The following is an 18459-nucleotide window of genomic DNA, read 5'->3' as shown; positions in this document are numbered from 1 at the left end:
TTTAGTGGATGTAAGGGCAGTGAAAGTAGGTGAGGCATGGTTATTGGGAGTGACTCTTTGGTCACGTGCAGAATGCATCAGTGTCTTTCGTTATTTTTGTCGTTTACGGTCACGCCGACCGCCGCTATCGGCTGTTAAAGTGGTGTTTGCAGCCGATTCGGCTGTGCGGCGATCGAATCTGGTTGAGTAGGCACGTTCGGTGTGTTCAAGCGCTTCGTCGCAGGGTGTGCTCGGTTGGCTTGAGAAGGGCAAACAAATCCTTGGGGTCGTGCAGGTCGGGGACCAGTTCCAGAGGGCTGCCGATATTTAATGCTTGCGCTATATCAAGCACGTACCGCAAGGCTGAGTAATCCTCGAGGGCGAAGCCTACCGAGTCGAACAACGTCACCTGATCAGATGTCTCGCGACCGCATTCCTCACCATTCACCACACGCCAGAACTCAATTACCGGTGAGTCGGCGGGCATATGCTGAATCTCACCCTCGATGCGGCTTTGGGGTTCGTACTCAACGATGACGCGGGCCGCCTCCACAATGTCGCGGTGCAGTTCGGTTTTTCCTGGGCAATCACCTCCTACCGCGTTTAGGTGCATGCCGGGCTCGATCATCTCTGGAGTCAGGATCGTCGCGTACGCCTTGTCTGCAGTAACCGTTGTAACGATGTCGGACCCACGTACCGCTTGCGCCACGCTCTGGGCAATGGTGACACGCAGGCCTGGGTAGTGCCGCAGGTTGGCTGCCAGCTTAGCGGTGGCTGCTGGATCAATGTCGAACAGCACGATGTCCTCAATGCCCAGCATCGCGTGGAACGCGACGGCCTGGAATTCACTTTGCGATCCATTGCCGATCAAGGCCATACGGCGGCTGTTGGGACGCGCCAGGTAACGTGCTGCCAGCGCTGAGGTGGCTGCGGTGCGGATGGCGGTAGTCAGGGTCATTTCACTGAGCAGCAGTGGTGTGCCAGTGTCGACATCAGCGAGCGCACCGAACGCCATCACCGTAAGCCGACCTTGTTGAGTGTTCTTGGGGTGGCCATTGACGTATTTGAAGGCATACAGGCTGGCATCCGACACGGGCATCAACTCAATGACGCCGTCAGGGGAATGGTTGGCCAACCGCGGGCATTTTTCAAAGTCTGTCCAACGCAAATAGTCTTGGCGAATGTATTCGGCCATTTCCGCCAAGCAGCGTTGCAGCCCCTGCTGACGAACCAGTTGGCTTAAATCTTTGACGTCGATATAGCGGGTCATGAGTGTTTCCTTTACGAGAGGGAAGAGATCAATGCGCGGACGGCAGGTGGACTTCGGCCAGCATGCAGCGAGCGCTGCCGCCGCCGATTCGTTCGATGTGATCAATGTTCACCACTACCGGCCGGCAATGCCGCTCAATGTGCTGTCGCTGCTCACCGCGTAGTGAGCGCCAAGCGCTTCGAGACATCACCAGCAGAGCCTCGCCTTGGCGGTTGTGGACTTCGAGCATGTTTCCTGCAAAGCCTTCCAGTTGGTCGAAGTCCAGCGCCAGGACATCTTTGCCGGTGGCTTGCAAAGACTTCAGCAGGGCTTCGCGCTCAGTCAGGAGTGGGAGGGCGTCCAGGCAAACCACGGCGAGGGTGCGGCCTACACTCATCATCACGTTGCAGTGATAGATCGGTGCGCCTTGGCGATCGACTGCATGGAAGACATGGAGCTTGTAGCCCAACTGGTCAGCGAACTCCCTCAGCGCATCTTCGTGGGTGCGATTTGAGTGGCACGCGTAGCTGATCTGGTTGACGCGATCCAGCACCATGCTGCCAGTGCCTTCCAGGAATACTTGGTGCTGCTCCAGATGGCTGAGATCGATAGTGCGCTCAACGCTGAAGCGGCCGGCCAGCACCTTCAGCACGCCCTTGGAACGCTCCAGGCGCCGGTTTTCGCCTTCCATTGGGTAAAGCACCAGGCTGCCATCGGCGTGCGTGCTCCACCAGTTGTTGGGGAAGATGGAGTCCGGGGTATGAGGGGTGGGGGTGTCCTCCACTACCAGCACCTCCACACCTTGGCGTTGCAAGGTCTCGACATAGCCGTCGAACTCTTCGAGCGCCATGCGCTGGGTCAGGGCTGGGTCTGTGTCAGGACGCTGAAATCGGTTGCTCGCAGCGGTATCGGGGTTGAAGCCGAAGCGGGCAGGACGAATCATCAGTACGGTGTTGGTGGTTTGCATCGAAGGGGGTCCATGCGGTGGCAGTGGGCCTATTATCGAGGCAAGCGGTTGGAGATCTCCGTCGAGAACAGAAGGGTAAACAGCCGATTACAGCAAAAACACGTGTGCCGCGGCTGAATCCGTTGTGGCTGGGCGACCGTTGGCCACCCACCCTGGATTCCCGCCTGAGGGTCAAGCGTATGTCTTAGGGGACGTTACTTATGTCCAGAACCCTTGATGCGGCACCGCGGCCTCAATTTCCAGCATCGGCCCCAACACACTGACCGAGTGCTGGCCGCGCGCAAACACCTCGCGACAAGGCAGGGAAAATGTCGGGTTCTCGGGATGGTTCCCGGTGAGGCCAAGAAGATCGTGCTCTGACAAGGCGTAAACCACCCGACCAACGCCGGTCCAATACACGGCGCCGGCGCACATGCAGCACGGCTCTGCACTGGTGTAGAGCGTGCAGAGCGCTAACTCATCGGGGCTCAAGCGCTTGGCGGCACTGGCCACTGCGACCAACTCGGCGTGCTGCGTCGGGTCGCCCTGTGGCGGCATGGAGTTATTACCCGCTTCGGCAATCACGTTGCCATCGCGGTCGGCTACCAAGGCGGCAAAGGGATGGCGGCCGTTCTGCCTGGACAGCTCGGACAAGGCGATTGCCCGGCGCAGCAGTTCAATGTCCAGGTCAGTGGTGCCAGCCGGGATGATGGGCGTTGGTTGAGGCATGCATAGACTCCTTGGCAGATGGAATAACTACTGTTTTCACTCGGCCATGTCGGCCGCTTGAGGGGCAGTGGCGTGGATCGTTTTTTCATTGGGGTTGAGCAACACGTTCAGCACGACAGCGGTGATCGCGCCGAGAAAAATGCCGCTTTGCAGCACTAACTTGAGGGTGCCACTGGCTTGGTCGAACAGGGCAGGGAAGGACATCGGTAGCACTCCGATGCTGATCGAGACTGCCACGATGATGCCGTTACGCGTGCCCTCGAATTGCACCCGCGACAGTGCCTGGATCCCCGCCACCGTCGTCATGCCGAACATCACCACGGCGCAGCCGCCCAACACCGGAGTGGGTACTGCGGCAATCAACGCGCCCAGCTTAGGGAACAGCCCCATGACCACCATGATCACCCCCGCAGCGGCCACCACGAAGCGGCTTTTGATGTTCGAAAGTGCGATCAGGCCCGTATTCTGCGTATAGGCGTTGTAAGGAAAACTATTGAGCAAGCCGCCCAGCAGGGTCGACAGCCCGTCGGCGCGGAAGGCGTTGCCCAGGGTTTGTTGGGTGATGGACCGGCCGGTCAATTTGCCTATTGCCAGGCAGTTGCCGGTGGTCTCCGCCATGATCACCAGCATCGCCAGCGTCATGATTAAGCCAGGCACCAGGGCAAACTGTGGTAGGCCCAAGGCCATTGGCGCGCTGATGTCGAACCAGGCAGCCTCGCTGACGCGGGTAAAGTGCGTCATGCCACAGGCGGCGGCGATCAAGCTGCCGGCGAACAAGCCGATCAACACGCTGAGGTTGCCGACAAAACCTGCGCAGGTGGCGTAGACCACTAACGTCACGGCCACCGTAGCCACACCAAGCAGCAAGTTGGCGGCGCTGCCGAAATCGGCGCCGGCCGGGTTGCCGCCGCCCAGCCAGATAGCGGCGGCGGGCATCAACGAGATGCCGATGATGGTAATAAGGCTGCCAATGACCACGGGCGGGAAAAACCGCAACAGGCGGCTGAACACGGGCGCCAGCGCAATCGTGGCGGCACCGGAAACGATGACGGCGCCGAATACCTGGCTGAGGCCGAACGTCTTGCCAATCATGACCATCGGCGCCAGGGCGATAAAGGAGCAGCCTTGAATCAACGGCAGGCGTGCACCGAACCTCCAGAAGCCCAGTGTTTGCACCAGCGTGGCCAGGCCGGAGGTCAGCAGGTTGGCATTGATCAACAGCACGATCTGCGCTGAGGTGAGCCCCAATGCGCTGCCCAGAATCAACGGCACGGCGACGGCGCCGGCGTACATCACCAGCACGTGTTGCAGGCCGAAGATGAGCAATTGGCGTAGCGGCAAAATTTCATCGACGGGGTGGGTCAGTGGAGTGCTCAAGTGCTTGTCTCCCGAGGGCGCCAGGGTGAGGTGGTTTGGCTGGGCAGGTATGAGCCTGCTGCCTGGACAGCCCCATGATTGAGTGGCAGAGTCGATGAAACAAATTGGCTGCCATCGTTTTTCTCGATGGGTTAAGGGAGGACAAGCGTTGCGTTTCTCACTCGAGCAGTTGCTGACATTCACCGAGGTGGTGAAAACCGGCTCGTTTTCTGCCGCTGGCCGCAAGCTGGGCAAGACCCAGTCCACCATCAGTGCGGCGATTGCCAACCTGGAAACCGACCTGAACGTAGCGTTGTTCGATCGCGACAGCCGCACCCCCACGCTCACGGCCAGCGGGCAAAAACTCCTGGTGCAGGCGGAGGCGGTCATCGAGCGTTGCCTAGGCCTGGCGTCGCACGCCGATAGCCTGTCCGACAGCATCGAGCCGAGCCTGACCCTGGCCATTGAGATGCCTTACGGCCCATTGATGCCGGTGCTCAAGGCCTTCGAACGGGCCTTTCCCTACGTTGACCTAGTGGTCCGTCACGCCGTGCACGGCGATGTCAGCGAACTGGTGGGCAGTCACGATGCGCAACTGGGCGTGGCGTTTTCGCAACCCGGGTACGCCAAGGAATTGGCCTTTCAGCAGATGGGCAAGCTGATCATGTTGCACGTGTGCCATCCCGACCATCCCTTGGCCCAGCTTGAGCATGTGCGCTTTGACGATCTGCATGTGCACCGTCGGCTGGCGTTCAGCGCGCACACCAGCAAGCTCCCCAGCAGCGAATACCTGCGTTCCACCCAAGTGTGGCAGGCCGAGAGTTACCTGGCGTTGCTGGAAATGGTTCGCGCGGGGCTGGGCTGGGCAACCTTGCCTCGGCAATTGATCCTGCGCGAACTGGCAGCTGGGGAGCTGATTGAATTGCAGCTACAGGCCTATCCCCACACGGACTGGCACATCGGCGTGGATCTGCTGTGGGCCCGTCAGCGTCCGCTGGGCAAGGCAGGGCGCTGGTTGAAGGAGTGCCTGCAAGCTCAGAAGGTGTTTGAGCTGGATCGCAAGGGGCAGGCAACTACCTTGTAACCCCCTTGGATCACGCCAACACGACCACCCTCGGAGTGTATTTCACCTGCGTCTGCCAGGGGCGAGGGCTGACCTCAACAGCTCTGCCTTCAACATCCAGGGAGCGGAAATAGCGCCGATAATGGGCGCATACACGACCTTGAATCCCACGAACGCCAGAAATGGAAGTGAATGAATACTTAGCATCTGCAGCGTTAGCCACGTCGCAGGGACGATGATGACGGTCATCGCCAAGGTCACAATCAGTACGCGGGGCACCACGGCGAAGGTAGCCAGAAACGAGGGGAGCCACTCTCTCTCCTCTGGCCTCCAGGGCTCGATGATGCCGCGGCGTAGCCGCTTGCGTGTGATCAAGGACAGCGCCAGCCCCCCCAATGACGTCAGAATGAACACTGTTGGAAGCAGGTCCATGGCGACTCCGTTTGCTCCCCATATCGGTATGGTGGGTATATGCCAGAACAACAGAATCGCAAATACGATGGCCAAGGACGCGTTGAACCCGCAACTTATCAAGGTTTCACGCCGGATATAGTATTTCGCTGAAACAGGCAACGTGTTCATATCAATTCCCTTGTTGTTTTTGGATGCTCGGGTCGATTGGTCAAAGCGCTCAGCATTTTATTTTCTGCAACAACCGCAGCAGGCTATGTCGTTCCAGTTCAGTCAGCGATGAGGTAGCGAACAGATCACTAGCCTTCGCTATGGGGCTGATTTGCTGACTCACGAGTACGCCAGCAGCGGTGGTATGGAGGTGATGGAAACGCTTGTCCCCTTGATCCCGGGCTTTATGAATCAGGCCTCTCTCCTCCATTTTTTGGAGAAGGGGAACGATTTGGGGAGCATCAATGCCCATCAAGCGAGCCACTTCTGCCTGGCAGGCGCCGTCATATCGTTGGATGAGCATCAGTGCGTAGAACTGCGAGGTCGTCAGATGCAGTGCACTCAGTTGTTTTGCCAAGTGCTGGGACAGCTGAATGTGGGCACGCCTGAGTGCGTATCCCAGGGCATCATCCAAGCTTGGGTGGCTTGACGTCTGCTTCACCATGGCCATTATTTTTATTGGAGAGTGTTGGCGAATGAAGGCTGGCCACCTTGGGAAGTGGTGGTCAGCCAGTTCAAACGGTCAGAACGGGTAGTGATGCCCGCCGGGTTGCCAAGTGATCCACTGCGCTCGGGTGAACTCTTCAACGGCGTAATGCCCATTGAAGCGACCCAATCCCGAGTTCTTCTCGCCGCCAAATGGAGCGTTGGGTTGGTCATCGACGGTGATGTCGTTGATGTGCGTCATGCCAGCGACAATGCCGCGGGCGAACGCCAGGCCACGGGCCATATCACGAGTAAACACGGCGCTGGACAGCCCGTAGCTGCCGGTGTTGGCCAGCGCCAGTGCGTGCTCCTCGTTCTCTGCCGCGACAATGGGTAGAATCGGTCCGAAGGTTTCTTCCATCGCCAACTCTTGGTGGGACGGGACATCGGCGAACACGTGCGGTGGCAGGACCAGCCCCTGAGGTTGACCGCCAGCCAACTGCTGCAGTCCGTAGGTTTTCGCATTGTCGATCTTGCGCAGCAGGCCTTCGAGTTGCGCACTATTGATCACCGGGCCAATGACCGTATCAGGCCGATTGGGGTCGCCGACTTTAAGCGCACGTACCCGCTCGGCCACCAGGTGGGTGAACTGGCCATAGACCGACTTATCGACAATAACGCGATTCACGCTCATGCAGATTTGGCCTTGGTGTAGAAAACGCCCCACCACCGCTGCATGGGCCGCCACTTCAATGTCAGCATCATCCAGCACGACCAGAGGGCTGTTCCCACCCAGCTCAAGGGCGACCCGCTTGATATGCTCGCCACCGGTGGCAATGCGGCCGACGTTACGGCCGACGTCGGTAGAACCTGTAAACGATATAAAGCTGGGGACGTTATGCGCAACGAAGGCGTCGCCAATCTCAGATCCTGCACCGACCACCACATTCAGAACGCCGGGAGCGAAGCCCGCTTCTTCGAACAAGTGTGCGATGAGCAAGCCGCCGGTCACCGGCGTGTCACTGGCGGGCTTGAGCACTACAGTGTTACCGAGCGCAACGGCAGGAATTACCGAGCGCAGGCTCAGGTACAGCGGGAAGTTCCAGGGGCTAATGACGCCGATCACCCCAAGCGGCTCCCGGAAGACAAAGCTTTGTTCGCCAGGCTTGTGGCTGGTGAGAATTCGGCCTTCCACCTGGAAGGGCATCGCGGCGCACTCGCGCACCAGCTTGAGCGCGCTGTGGCATTCGAAGCTGGCCTTGATCCGGGTGCTGCCTGATTCCTTGATCAGCCAGGACGTGATCTCCTCGGCACGGCGCTCGATGACATCCGCCAGTTTTATGAGCAGTGCTGCGCGTTGCCCAGCGCCTGCCTTGTTCCATTGCCGTTGGGCACTGTGCGCGGCCTGGTAGGCGTCGTCCACATCGTCAATCGAGGCCAGGGGAATCTCAAGCAGTTGAGCGCCATTGAACGGGTCGTTGTTTTCCAGCGAGCGCTTGGACCTGCCAGGTCGCCAGGCACCGTCGATGTATTGGTGACCCGTGAGGTGGTAAGGGGAGGGTGTTGGCTGAAACATATCAATCTCCAGGAACGGCGGGCCATTGAGGGGGGCGTGCCCAGGGGCGAGAGCCCCTAGGCGGTTCAATTACCGGCGGTAGGCCTGCAGGCCCGGCTTGATCGACTTGTCATCCAGAAACTGCTTGAGCCCCTGTTCGCGCCCATGCTCTGGGTCGCGCAGCTGCGCCTGGTCCAACTTCGCGTACAGGTAATCTTCGTTCTGCTCCCAGGTCAGCTCGCGACAGCGCTTGAAGCCGTTCTTGGCAGCGCGCAGGACCACGGGGTTCTTGTCCAGCAGGTCGCTGGCCAGTTCGACCACGGCATCGCGCAGTTCGGCCAAAGGAACGCTGCGGTTGACCAGGCCCATTTGTGCGGCTTTCTGACCATCGAAAGTCTTGCCGGTCATGATGTAGTACAACGATTCGCGGTGGCCTACCGTATCGGCCATGGCTTTGCTGACCAGGTTGCCTGGCGGGATGCCCCAGTTGATTTCTGACAAACCAAACGTCGCCTCATCGGCGCAAATCGCGAGATCACAAGCGACCAGTGGGCTGAAGCCACCGCCGAAGCACCAGCCGTTAACCATGGCGATGGTTGGTTTGCTGTACAGGCGCAGCAATTTCCACTGCCATTCAGAGGCGTCACGGCGGATGCGCTCCTGGAGGATCTCAGGGCCAGAGTCCACTTCACGGAAATACTCTTTCAGATCCATGCCGGCGGTCCATGCGGTACCTGCACCGGTCAATACCAAAACCCTGGCGTCGTCATCCTGCTCAACCGTTTCGAGGACATCGCGCATCTCTCGATTGAGGGTAGGGCTCATCGCATTGCGCTTTTCCGCGCGGTTCAGTGTGACCCAGGCGATGCCGTCGTCGACGCTTACAGCGACTGTCTGCCAGCGGCCTTCGTACTTGCTCATAGTGCACCTTATGTTTTGTTGGACGGTGTTCTGCTGAGTGAAAATTATGCCGCTGCAATAGTTAGGTCAATTAACCAGTTCGGGGGGTATTGGGGGGGCAGCCAGGAGGGGGCGAGGTACGACGCTGAGAGCCCAGCCAGGAAATACCTGGCTGGGCGAGGGGATCATGCTGTCAAAAAAGGCAGCGTGGCTTTAAGGCCAATCGATACCTGATCTTGATGATGTGAGGCTTTGGGCAGGCAGAAATCGAAGAAGTACCGGGCAGATTCCAATTTCGCGGCATGCAAGGGATTGTCGAGCTTGCCGGCGCTGACGCGAACGGCGCGTAGCCACACATACCCCTCGCTCAGCACGGCAAGCCAACGCAGGAACGAGCCCGCAACGCGATAAGGTGCTTCAGCATCATCCAATTCTGCCTCTCGAATCGCTTCCACGGCGCCCTCGAGCCGTGACGTCTGTTGTGCAAAAGTTCGCGCGGGTTCGCTCCATTGCGCCGTACTGGCTACCAGCGCCGCTTCTTCGCGATAAATCTTCATCAGGGCACTCAGGCTACCTTTGCCTCGCAGTACCTTTCGCAGCAGGAGGTCGTTGGCCTGAATTTCGTTGGTGCCTTCGTAAATCATGGCGATGCGACTATCACGCAGCGTTTGTTCGATGGGGTATTCCTGGCAGTAGCCGTAACCCCCGAATACCTGAAGTGCCGCGCTGGCACTCAGAAAGCCCCGCTCCGTGAAATGGGCCTTCACCAGCGGCGTGAGCAACTGGGTCAATGCGCTGCACGATTCACGCTCTGGCGCCTCGGGGCTGTAATGTGAAAGGTCCAGCATGTGGGCCACCCAATAGCCCAGCATGCGCATGCCTTGGGTATGAACGCGTAGCTCCAATAGGGTGTGCCGCAGCGCCGGGTGGAAGTGGATCGGATCGGCCTCCTGCACAACAGCATCCGCAGGCCTGGACACCGCCCGCATTTGCCGCCGATCAAGGGCATAATTCAACGCACTCTGCCAGGCGGCTTCCGCATGCCCCAGGCCCTGCATGCCGACGTACAGTCTGGCTGAGTTCATCATGGCGAACATCGCGGCCAACCCCTGGTTGGGCTCACCCAGCATCCAGCCGTGAGCGCCATCGAAGCGAAGCGCGCAGGTGGCACTGCCATGAATGCCCATTTTGTGCTCGATGCCATCACAGTGAACGGCGTTCAGGCTGCCATCGGGCAGATGCTTGGGTACCACGAAAAGCGAAATACCGCGACTGCCGGCCGGGGCGTTTGGTAACCGTGCAAGCACCAGATGGAGGATATTGTGCGTGAGATCATGTTCGCCTCCGGAAGCGAAAATCTTGCTGCCAGAGATTAGGTATCCCTCATCCTCCAGAGGCTCAGCCCGCGTTCGCAGCAAGCCTACATCGCTGCCTGCCTGAGCCTCGCTCAGGCACATGGTGGGCAGTATTTCTCCGCTGACGATGGCGGGCAGGTAGCGCTCGCGCAGCCATTGCGGTGCGTACAAGCGCAAGCACTCATAGGCTCCGTGGGCAATACCCGTATACATAGACCACGCATGGTTGCAGGCATAGAGCATCTCCAGCAACGCCGTGTTGAGTAGTTGCGGCAAGCCTTGACCACCATCCTCAGCATGCGCGGCCAAGGCGGGCCAGCCGGCATCGACGAAGGCTTGATAGGCGGCCGGGAAACCGTCAGGCGTTGAGACTTTCCCGTCGGCGAAGCGGCACCCCTGACGATCACCATTGGCGTTGAGAGGGGCAATCACGCCGCTGGCGAATCGGGCCGCTTCCTTGAGTACCTGGTCGGCAAGGTCCGCATCCACCTCCTGCAAGGCAGGTAGCCTTGCCCAGGTGGCGGGTGCATCCAGCCAGTCCGCGATGACGTAGCGCATGTCGTCCAGCGGCGCTTGATAATGCTCCATAAGTGACCTCCTGTTTGATATTGAATGAATAGCCGTGCGCAACCACGCCGCCTGGTTAACCCGTGGCATAGATGGGAATTGAGCGTTATTAAATTTGCTATTGGTTTAAGAGAGCGTGCGCGTTGCTGTTACATCGCGCACGCTACTGAATCCGGACTACAACGCTTACGCGTCCGGCTAATCAACAAGGCCCAATACACGTGCGCGTGCCACAACATGTTTTCTACCTGCGGCATTAAGTTTGCTGAAAAGGTTTTTCATGTGCCATTTGATGGTTTCTTCACTGACCACCATGGCACGTGCTATCTCCTTGTTGCTCATGCTTCTACTGAGCAGGACCAACACTTCGCGTTCCTTTCCGGTCAGTAGGGCTGCGCCTTTGGCATACGCTTCGTCCTGAGCGGGGGGGGCTTTGGCAAGCGGGGTGCTCGATGCGGGCACTGCTACCTTGTCCCCCTGCAGTTCTCGCAAGGTGCGCAGCATACCTCCCGCCTGTGCCAGGCTGATGGCCTCCAACATCATCGAGTGTGCTTCGGGCTGTTGCTGGTGACTCAAGGCATCAGCGCGCAACAGGCGAGCTTCAACCTCCTCATTGCCGCGCTTCATGCTCAGTGAAAGCTGTAAAGCCAGGTCGGCCTCGGCGAAGTTATTGCCTAGCGCATGTCCATCCTGTTGGACTGACAATGCATAAGCCCGGGCTAGATGTGCGTGGAGGTGCAACCAATCGGTGTAAATTTTTGCTGTCTTGCCCTGATGCATCTGAATCAGATTGTCCATCTCCTGGCTGATGCGCTGAGCGGTTTCGTGTCGGTCGTGCCGGGCATGGATGCGGACTAACTCAAATTTTGCTGCGACCTGCAGGCGCAGCATGGACCGAGCTTCACCGATGGCGTTCAGGGACGCGAGCAAGTCGAATGCTTGATCCTGGCGGCCTTCGTGGTCAGCGACCCGCGCCAGCGTCCTGTATGCCGCAATCATTGCATCGGGAAGGCCAAAACGTTCCAGCACTGGCAGTCTGCCGGCGAGAAACGCTTCAGGTTCACATCCTTTCACCCCGTCCCAGCACGCCTGGGAAAGCAAAGCAGCGATCAAGCAGGCCACCGGACTTTGTCGACCCAAACGCTCCTCCGCGCGGTTAAGGGCAGGGCGCAATACTTGCTCTGCCAACCCATAACGACCTTCCCAAAGATAAGTTAGCCCCAATGCATAGTCAGCCAGTCCGAAGGAGACGGGGGAGAAGGCGGACTTTTGATCCAGTTCCTGGATGCGCGTCAGTTGCTGGCGGGTCTGGTCCGGCTGCCCGCTGTAAAGTGCGACCAGTCCTTTACTGATCAAATAAACAGGAACGTCGCCTGGCCTGGCGTCCGCAGGCGGTTCGGGCCAAGCCTGCACTTTGCGGCGCAAATCGTCGGCTCGGTCGGCAAACCCTGCGGCCGTACATTCGATCAGCATCGCTTCGAACTGTTGGGCCTGGCTGAGGTTGGTGTCTGTACGGATACGGTCGACGAGTGGTTGCGCCTGACCACTGTGCTCGCTCATGGCCAGCGCCCAGGCTGTGGATGACCAGAATCCGGGGTGTTGGCACAGTTGTTCTTGCGACAGCCGACGGTACCAGGCCAGCACCATGGAGCTTTTGCCTTGAACGGTCATATCATGAGTACAGGTCTCTACCAGATCCAGTGCAGTGGCGATATCTCCGGCCAAAAACGCTTGTTGCGCCGCCTGCTCTGGCAAACCATTGGCCGCGTACCAGGCGGATGCCTTACGCGATAGCACCCTGAGCTCGCTGTCCGGCAGCCCAGTGAGGCGCTGCGCCAGTACTTCTCTCGCCAAAGGGTGCAGGCGCATCCAGCCGCCGTCCTCAGATCGGGTGAGCAGCGGGGTTTCATCCTGTAACTGAAGCAAAATGTCGCCCATGTCGCTGCGATTGAACAGCGAAGCGCACATGTCGATGTGTATTAAGTCGAAATGGGATAACCGAGTCAGCAGATGAACAGCGTCAGCCGACTGCCGGTCTATCACGGTGTCAATGAAATAACGGCGAATGTCTTCGGTGGCTGCGCCTATCAAACCTTCCAGGTCACCGCTGCGATAAAGCGAAGCAGCGGCCAGTTGCACGCCAAATGGCCAGCCTTCGGTCAGCTCGTGCAAGACTGCGGCGGCGTCAAGATTGCAACGCCCCCCCAAGGCGGAGGACAGCACTGCCTGGGTTTCCTCAAGGCGGAAGCGCAGGTCCGTGGCGTTCAGTTTGTTTATCCTGGCGGTACGCAGTGCTCCGCTGGCCACAAGGGCGCCCGCTGGTCGCGCGGCGAGTACCACGTGCAAGTTCGCGGGGGCATTGCCCAGCAGGTAAGTCAGTACTTCCTGCCGAGAAACGGTAGGTAACCGGTCTACATCGTCGAGCAGAAGCACGACCTCAACGGAGAGGTCGGCGATCTCAGCCAGCCAGCCGGTGATGGCGTCCTGATGATCGGTGCAGGATTCAATCCAGCTAATGAAGGCTTCATCGAAGGCGCGTTTGCCGCAGGATAATTGCGCTGTATAAGCCAAACCGCGAATAAACGTTCTGGGATCGTCCTTGTTATCCAGAGTTAACCAGAAGGCCAGCCCTCCACTGCCCAGCACTGCGCGGCGCCAGTAATTGAGCTGTGAGGTTTTGCCGTAGCCGGTGGGTGCCAACAAGGCGGTGACTTGCGCGCCACTGGATTCGACGCGGTTCAAATGAAGCCTTTCTCGATCCAGGAAACCGCGAACAAAACGGGGTGGTGTTGACTTGAGTATGACTGCGGGGGCTGGCTTGAAGACGCCCATGGCCGGATTCTCCGTGGTCATGCAGCCCATTTGCTCCCGGTATTGATGAGGCCGGGAGTGCAGACGGGGCGTTAAAGACCACCGTCGGGGCCGCTCATTATTATTTTATTAGGGCAACTGGAGCACTTGACGCCACCCTGCAACAACCGCGCTTGACATCAGCGATATCAGCTTTATGCAGCCGATGGTAGCGCGCTGGGTTCGTGAACGCCACCGATGCCAGCGCTATTGGCCCACCCTTCAAGGGGGGGGTGGCCCACCCGAGCGTCACCGTACCGTGCAGGTCATGCAGTGGGGCCTGCGCCCCCTGCGATGGATATCTGGCTGTATTACGTCGTCGCACGGAGAATAAAAAATCTATGTTTCCCACTGTCTATGTAGTCGGCGTCGGCATGACGCAGTTCGGGCGTCATATCGAACGATCCCTGGATAGCCTCGCTCGAGAGGCGCTGACCACTGCGCTTAAAGATGCCGGCGCTTCGATCAGTGATATTGGTCAAGTGTTCTATGCTGGGGTCACCCAGGGTGCCCTGCAGGGGCAGACCGCCGTGCCAGGGCAAATTGTCCTGAATAAAATCGGGGTCACAGGCATTCCGATCTGGAACGTGGAAAATGCCTGCGCTTCGGGCACCAGCGCCTTCCAACTCGCCGTACAGGCATTGCGCGCTGGCGCGTGCGATGTGGCTCTGGCGCTGGGGGCCGAGAAGATGAATATCGAGGACAAGCGCCGTTCGTTGGGACTATTCGAGGGCGGCTGGGATGTACTGAACGCGGATGAAAACGCAGCGCGCCTGCTGGAGTTGGGGGCAGGGGTAGAGCCCCCCGAGGGCAGCGAGTCAGATCGCCCCTACAGCCGGTTCATGGCTATCTACGCTGCTACTTGCCGCTACTGGATGAAGACATTCGGCACCACCCAACGCCAGATTGCCGCCGTCTCGGCGAAAAATCACATGCATTCGGTTCACAACCCCCTGGCCCAGTACCGTGAGCCGTTCACCATCGAGCAAGTACTGGCCGCGCCAGCGATTACTTACCCGTTGACGCTCCCCATGTGTTCGCCGCTCTCTGACGGAGCCGCTGCCGTGATCGTATGTACCGAGGCGGGTTTGAAGCGATTGGGCATCGACCATCGTCGTGCCATTCAAGTGCGCGCAACGGCCATTGCTACGGCTACCGACCGAACCCCTGAGCAGTTCGACCAGGCCGTGTGTCGCCGCGCCGCCAGTTGGGCTTATGAACAGGCTGGCATTGGCCCGAACGAGGTATCGGTAGTTGAGGTGCATGACGCCAGTGCCATGGGGGAAATCATTGCCGTCGAGTACCTGGGGTTGACCCCCATGGGCGGTGGTGGGCCGGCAGCGCTGGCCGGCGAACTGTCGATCGGTGGGCGTGTTCCGGTCAACCCCTCGGGCGGCCTTGAGTGCAAGGGGCACCCCATCGGCGCCACAGGCTTGGGCCAAATCCACGAACTGGTCACCCAGTTGCGTGGCGAAGCAGGCGTTCGTCAGGTTGAAGGTGCGCGGGTGGCGTTGCAGGAAAATGGTGGCGGCTCCATCGCCTACGAAGAAGCGGTGGTGACCGTCAACCTGTTTACGCGCTAAGCCAAGACTCGCTTCCATAGGCTCGCCTTCCTGCGCAGGAGGGTGAGCCGCTGCGCGATCATGCTCTTGCTGTCCACCAACCCATCCCACTCCTCGGTGGGGGGGTAATACGCCGGATAAGTTCGTACCTTTTGTTCAGCGTCTCGATATGCAGTCCCGCTTACAACAACAATAACGGCCGGCAATGACCGGCAAAGGATGCAGTCTGTGGAGTACAGAAACCCTGTCTCGTTGTCTGAGTCAAAGTGCCTGCAACGTTCCAGTCTTGCCTTGGCAGCCTGTCTATCGACCGTCTGTGCAACGGCTGCTGAAATTGATACAGGTAACCCTGATTTCAAATTGCGTTGGGATAACACCTTCAAGTATGTCGCAGGCTACCGCTTGCACGATGCTGATTCCAAACTCACCAGCGATGCCAATCTCGGTGATGGTGATAGCAACTTCCGCAAGCGTGGTTTGATTTCCAACCGAATCGATGTGCTGAGCGAGCTGGAAGGGAATTACAAACAGTTCGGCTTTCGCATCAGTGGTGCCGGCTGGTACGACACCGTTTACAACCGCAGCAATGACAACAACACCGGCGGCGCATTCGGGCCGGGCACCAGCGCTGTGAACTCCACGGAGATTTCCAAGCCTACCGAGTTCACGTCCTACACTCGGGATACCAACGGCCGTGATGCCGAGTTGCTTGATGCCTTCGTTTCCCAGCGCTTCGATGTTGGCGGTCACGCCGCGACCATCCGTTTGGGCCAGCACAGTCTGGTTTGGGGTGAGAGTCTGTTCTTTGGCGACAACGCCATCGCAGGTGCCATGTCCCCGGTTGATCAAGCCAAGGCTTTGGCAGTTCCGAACCTGCGATTCCAGGAAATCTTGCGGCCGGTGCCGCAAGTGTCCGGCCAGTATCAGATTAACGATGACATCACGGCCTACGCCTTCTACCAACTGCATTGGGAAGAGAACCGCTCCCAAGGCACGGGCAGTTATTTCTCGCCGCTGGATTTCCAGCGCGACGCTAACATTATCTACACCCCTACCGGGGTATTGACCCGTACCTCTACCCACGACGCCAGCAATTCCGGGCAGGGCGGCGTAGCACTGCGGATCCGTACTGAGGACACCGACTACGGGTTGTACGCAGTGCGGTTCAACAGCAAGTCCAGCACTTTTGTCATTAATCCCGTGACTCAGACCTTCTACGAGAACTATCACGACGGAATCAACGTGTTCGGTGCCAGCGCCAACCATAACGTTGGATTGTTCAACCTCGCCATCGAGTCCTCGGTGCGCTTTAACCAAGATCTGCTGTCACCCAACGCCTATGACATCGGCAACGGCGCTGAATACGCGACCGGACGTACGTTCCACGTCAACGTGTCAGCCTTCGGCGCAAACCTGGGCCGCACACCGCTTTGGGATGATGCCCAATTGCTGGCCGAGGTAGCGTTCACGCGCGTGCTGAGCGTCCAGAAGAACGCGGACACCTTGAGCGGCTGCCAGCCGTCAACCTTCCCCGGTTCAGTCTGCAAACCCAACGGCACACGCGATGCCTGGAAGATGCAGGCGTTGTTTGAGCCGGTGTACTACCAGGCTTTCCCAGGGGTTGATGTGAGGTTGCCCGTCGGCGTGACCTATCAGCCAAAAGGCTCGCGCAACATGGTGGGCCCGGCTCCGCTCCCCGAAAACGGCGGCTCGGTAAACCTTGGCGTCAGCGCGACCTACCTGGACACCTGGCGCCTGGGCTTGAACGTGACCCACTTCTTCGGCAGCACCGGGACGTTATTCAGCTCCGTCAGTGCCGCAGGCACGCAAGCCTGGAACTACGACCAATATTTCCGTGATCGCGACTACGTCACCTTGGCGTTGAGCCGTACCTTCTAAGCATTCGGGAGACTTCCATGAAACTGAACACAATTACATTGTGCGCGGCTCTGTTCGCCTGCGTGGGCGCCCAGTCAATGTTCGCTCAGGCAGGCGTCAGTGCCGATGAGGCGGCGCAACTCAAGACCACGTTGACGCCTTTAGGCGGAGAACGTGCGGGCAACAAGACCGGCACTATTCCGGCCTGGGCCGGTGGTGAACTGAAGGAGCCCGCCAGCTACAAAGCCGGTCAGCGGCGGCCTGACCCGTATGCCAGCGAGAAACCGTTGTATTCGGTGACAGCCGCCAACATGGACAAGTATGCCGATACGCTCAGCGATGGCCAGAAGGCCATGCTCAAGCGCTATCCCTCGTATCGGATGGATGTCTACCCGACTCACCGTACCGCGGTGGCACCGCAGTTTGTCTACGACAACACCTTCAAGAACGCCACCCGCGCCAGTCTCGTCAATGGCACCAGCTACCCCGTGCCGTCCGGTGCGTTCGGTGGTATCCCGTTTCCAGTACCCAAGTCGGGGCTTGAGGTAATGTGGAATCACCTGCTGAGGTATCAGGGCACCGCGACGCGTAACCTGAACGGCCAGACCTTCATGGTTACGGCTAATGGTCAGAAGGTCATGGCCGTACAAGGACGGCAGGAAATCAAAATGCCGTATTACGACCCCGAAGGCTCTGCCGACAAGTTCGACGGTACTTACTGGATGACCCGTGTGGTCAACGACGGCCCGCCTATCCGCGCCGGCGAGGCGATTATCGGGCGAGTCAACGTGGACGATACCAAGTCGCTGGCCTGGGTATACCTGACGGGCCAGCGCCGAGTACGCAAGCTGCCCAACCCCAATGGCGATACACCGACACCGCAGTCCGCAGGCCTGATGAGCTTTGACGAAGTGAGTGTGTTTGGTGGCGGCCCCGGCTTGTTCGACTGGAAGCTGGTGGGCAAGAAGGAGATGCTGATCCCGTACAACGAATACAAGATGCTGCAGCCCGAAAGCGCCGAGGCCCTGATCGGTGGCTCGTACATCAACCCCGACTACGTACGGTGGGAGCTTCACCGCGTCTGGGTTGTGGAGGCGCAGCTCAAGGCGGGCAAGCGTCACACCTCGCCAAAAGGCGTTTACTACATCGATGAGGATTCCTGGCTCGCCGTGCTTGCCGATCGCTGGGACGCCAATGGCCAGTTGTGGAAAACCTTGTTCGGCATGCCGGTTACCTACCCGGAAATGGCGCTGACCGAGCACGTAACCTACGGCTTCTATGACCTGGTGTCGGGCGCCTGGTACGCAGGCCCGTACGTGAACATTCCGGCGTCGGCCATCGGCCTCCAACCTGCCACCGCGCTTCAGGACAGCACCTTCACCCCTGATGCGATGGTCGGCGATCAGTTGCGTTGAGGAGCCAC

General features: G+C 59.1%; 14 protein-coding genes. 4 read left to right on the top strand and 10 right to left on the bottom strand.

The genetic code is table 11. The features are described 5' to 3' along the window. Nucleotides 1-205: 205 nt before the first annotated feature. The 4 genes from AC0Z2B_RS08780 to AC0Z2B_RS08765 all read right to left on the bottom strand — a co-directional run bounded on the left by AC0Z2B_RS08780 (nt 206) and on the right by AC0Z2B_RS08765 (nt 4280). Nucleotides 206-1249 (bottom strand): ornithine cyclodeaminase, encoded by a 1044-nt coding sequence (locus AC0Z2B_RS08780; protein WP_476296044.1) that lies wholly within the window; start codon nt 1247-1249, stop codon nt 206-208. Nucleotides 1250-1277: 28 nt separating this feature from the next. After that, nucleotides 1278-2195 carry a citrulline utilization hydrolase CtlX gene (gene ctlX, locus AC0Z2B_RS08775; protein WP_476296042.1) on the bottom strand — a complete coding sequence of 306 codons (918 nt, stop codon included), beginning with the start codon at nt 2193-2195 and terminating at the stop codon, nt 1278-1280. A gap of 198 nt (nt 2196-2393) precedes the next feature. Further along, nucleotides 2394-2903, bottom strand: coding sequence for a nucleoside deaminase (locus AC0Z2B_RS08770; protein ID WP_476296041.1), 510 nt, complete (start codon nt 2901-2903; stop codon nt 2394-2396). Nucleotides 2904-2939: 36 nt separating this feature from the next. Continuing rightward, complete coding sequence (locus AC0Z2B_RS08765) at nt 2940-4280, bottom strand: nucleobase:cation symporter-2 family protein (protein ID WP_476296039.1); 1341 nt, start codon at nt 4278-4280, stop codon at nt 2940-2942. Between the two features lie 148 nt (nt 4281-4428). Between AC0Z2B_RS08765 and AC0Z2B_RS08760 the strand changes: the two genes are divergently transcribed. Further along, nucleotides 4429-5343 (top strand): LysR family transcriptional regulator, encoded by a 915-nt coding sequence (locus tag AC0Z2B_RS08760; protein WP_476296227.1) that lies wholly within the window; start codon nt 4429-4431, stop codon nt 5341-5343. 42 nt (nt 5344-5385) lie between these two features. Here AC0Z2B_RS08760 and AC0Z2B_RS08755 read toward each other — a convergent pair whose 3' ends face one another. From AC0Z2B_RS08755 to AC0Z2B_RS08730, 6 genes are all read right to left on the bottom strand, one after another. Beyond that, on the bottom strand, nt 5386-5904 hold the full coding sequence (locus tag AC0Z2B_RS08755) for a hypothetical protein (protein ID WP_476296037.1): 519 nt from the start codon (nt 5902-5904) through the stop codon (nt 5386-5388). Nucleotides 5905-5953: 49 nt separating this feature from the next. Further along, nucleotides 5954-6388: a MarR family winged helix-turn-helix transcriptional regulator gene (locus AC0Z2B_RS08750; RefSeq protein ID WP_476296035.1), complete on the bottom strand. Its 435-nt coding sequence runs from the start codon at nt 6386-6388 to the stop codon at nt 5954-5956. A gap of 78 nt (nt 6389-6466) precedes the next feature. Next, on the bottom strand, nt 6467-7945 hold the full coding sequence (locus AC0Z2B_RS08745) for an aldehyde dehydrogenase family protein (RefSeq protein ID WP_476296033.1): 1479 nt from the start codon (nt 7943-7945) through the stop codon (nt 6467-6469). Nucleotides 7946-8014: 69 nt separating this feature from the next. Beyond that, nucleotides 8015-8845 (bottom strand): p-hydroxycinnamoyl CoA hydratase/lyase, encoded by an 831-nt coding sequence (locus tag AC0Z2B_RS08740; RefSeq protein ID WP_476296031.1) that lies wholly within the window; start codon nt 8843-8845, stop codon nt 8015-8017. A gap of 164 nt (nt 8846-9009) precedes the next feature. Continuing rightward, on the bottom strand, nt 9010-10767 hold the full coding sequence (locus AC0Z2B_RS08735; RefSeq protein ID WP_476296029.1) for an acyl-CoA dehydrogenase: 1758 nt from the start codon (nt 10765-10767) through the stop codon (nt 9010-9012). A 177-nt stretch (nt 10768-10944) separates the two neighbouring features. After that, nucleotides 10945-13578 (bottom strand): helix-turn-helix transcriptional regulator, encoded by a 2634-nt coding sequence (locus tag AC0Z2B_RS08730; RefSeq protein WP_476296027.1) that lies wholly within the window; start codon nt 13576-13578, stop codon nt 10945-10947. Between the two features lie 359 nt (nt 13579-13937). On the opposite strand from AC0Z2B_RS08730, the gene AC0Z2B_RS08725 reads away from it, so the two are divergent. The 3 genes from AC0Z2B_RS08725 to AC0Z2B_RS08715 all read left to right on the top strand — a co-directional run bounded on the left by AC0Z2B_RS08725 (nt 13938) and on the right by AC0Z2B_RS08715 (nt 18451). After that, complete coding sequence (locus AC0Z2B_RS08725; protein ID WP_476296026.1) at nt 13938-15179, top strand: thiolase family protein; 1242 nt, start codon at nt 13938-13940, stop codon at nt 15177-15179. Nucleotides 15180-15386: 207 nt separating this feature from the next. Then, nucleotides 15387-17057: a DUF1302 domain-containing protein gene (locus AC0Z2B_RS08720; protein ID WP_455921174.1), complete on the top strand. Its 1671-nt coding sequence runs from the start codon at nt 15387-15389 to the stop codon at nt 17055-17057. 17 nt (nt 17058-17074) lie between these two features. Then, nucleotides 17075-18451, top strand: a complete 1377-nt coding sequence (locus AC0Z2B_RS08715) for a DUF1329 domain-containing protein (protein WP_476296023.1) — start codon at nt 17075-17077, stop codon at nt 18449-18451. The last annotated feature ends 8 nt before the right edge of the window (nt 18452-18459 follow it).

The sequence above is a fragment of the Pseudomonas sp. GYB4201 genome (assembly GCF_056312595.1).
The sequence above is the reverse complement of the archived record's forward strand: the minus strand, read 5'-3'. Positions and strand labels throughout refer to the sequence as shown.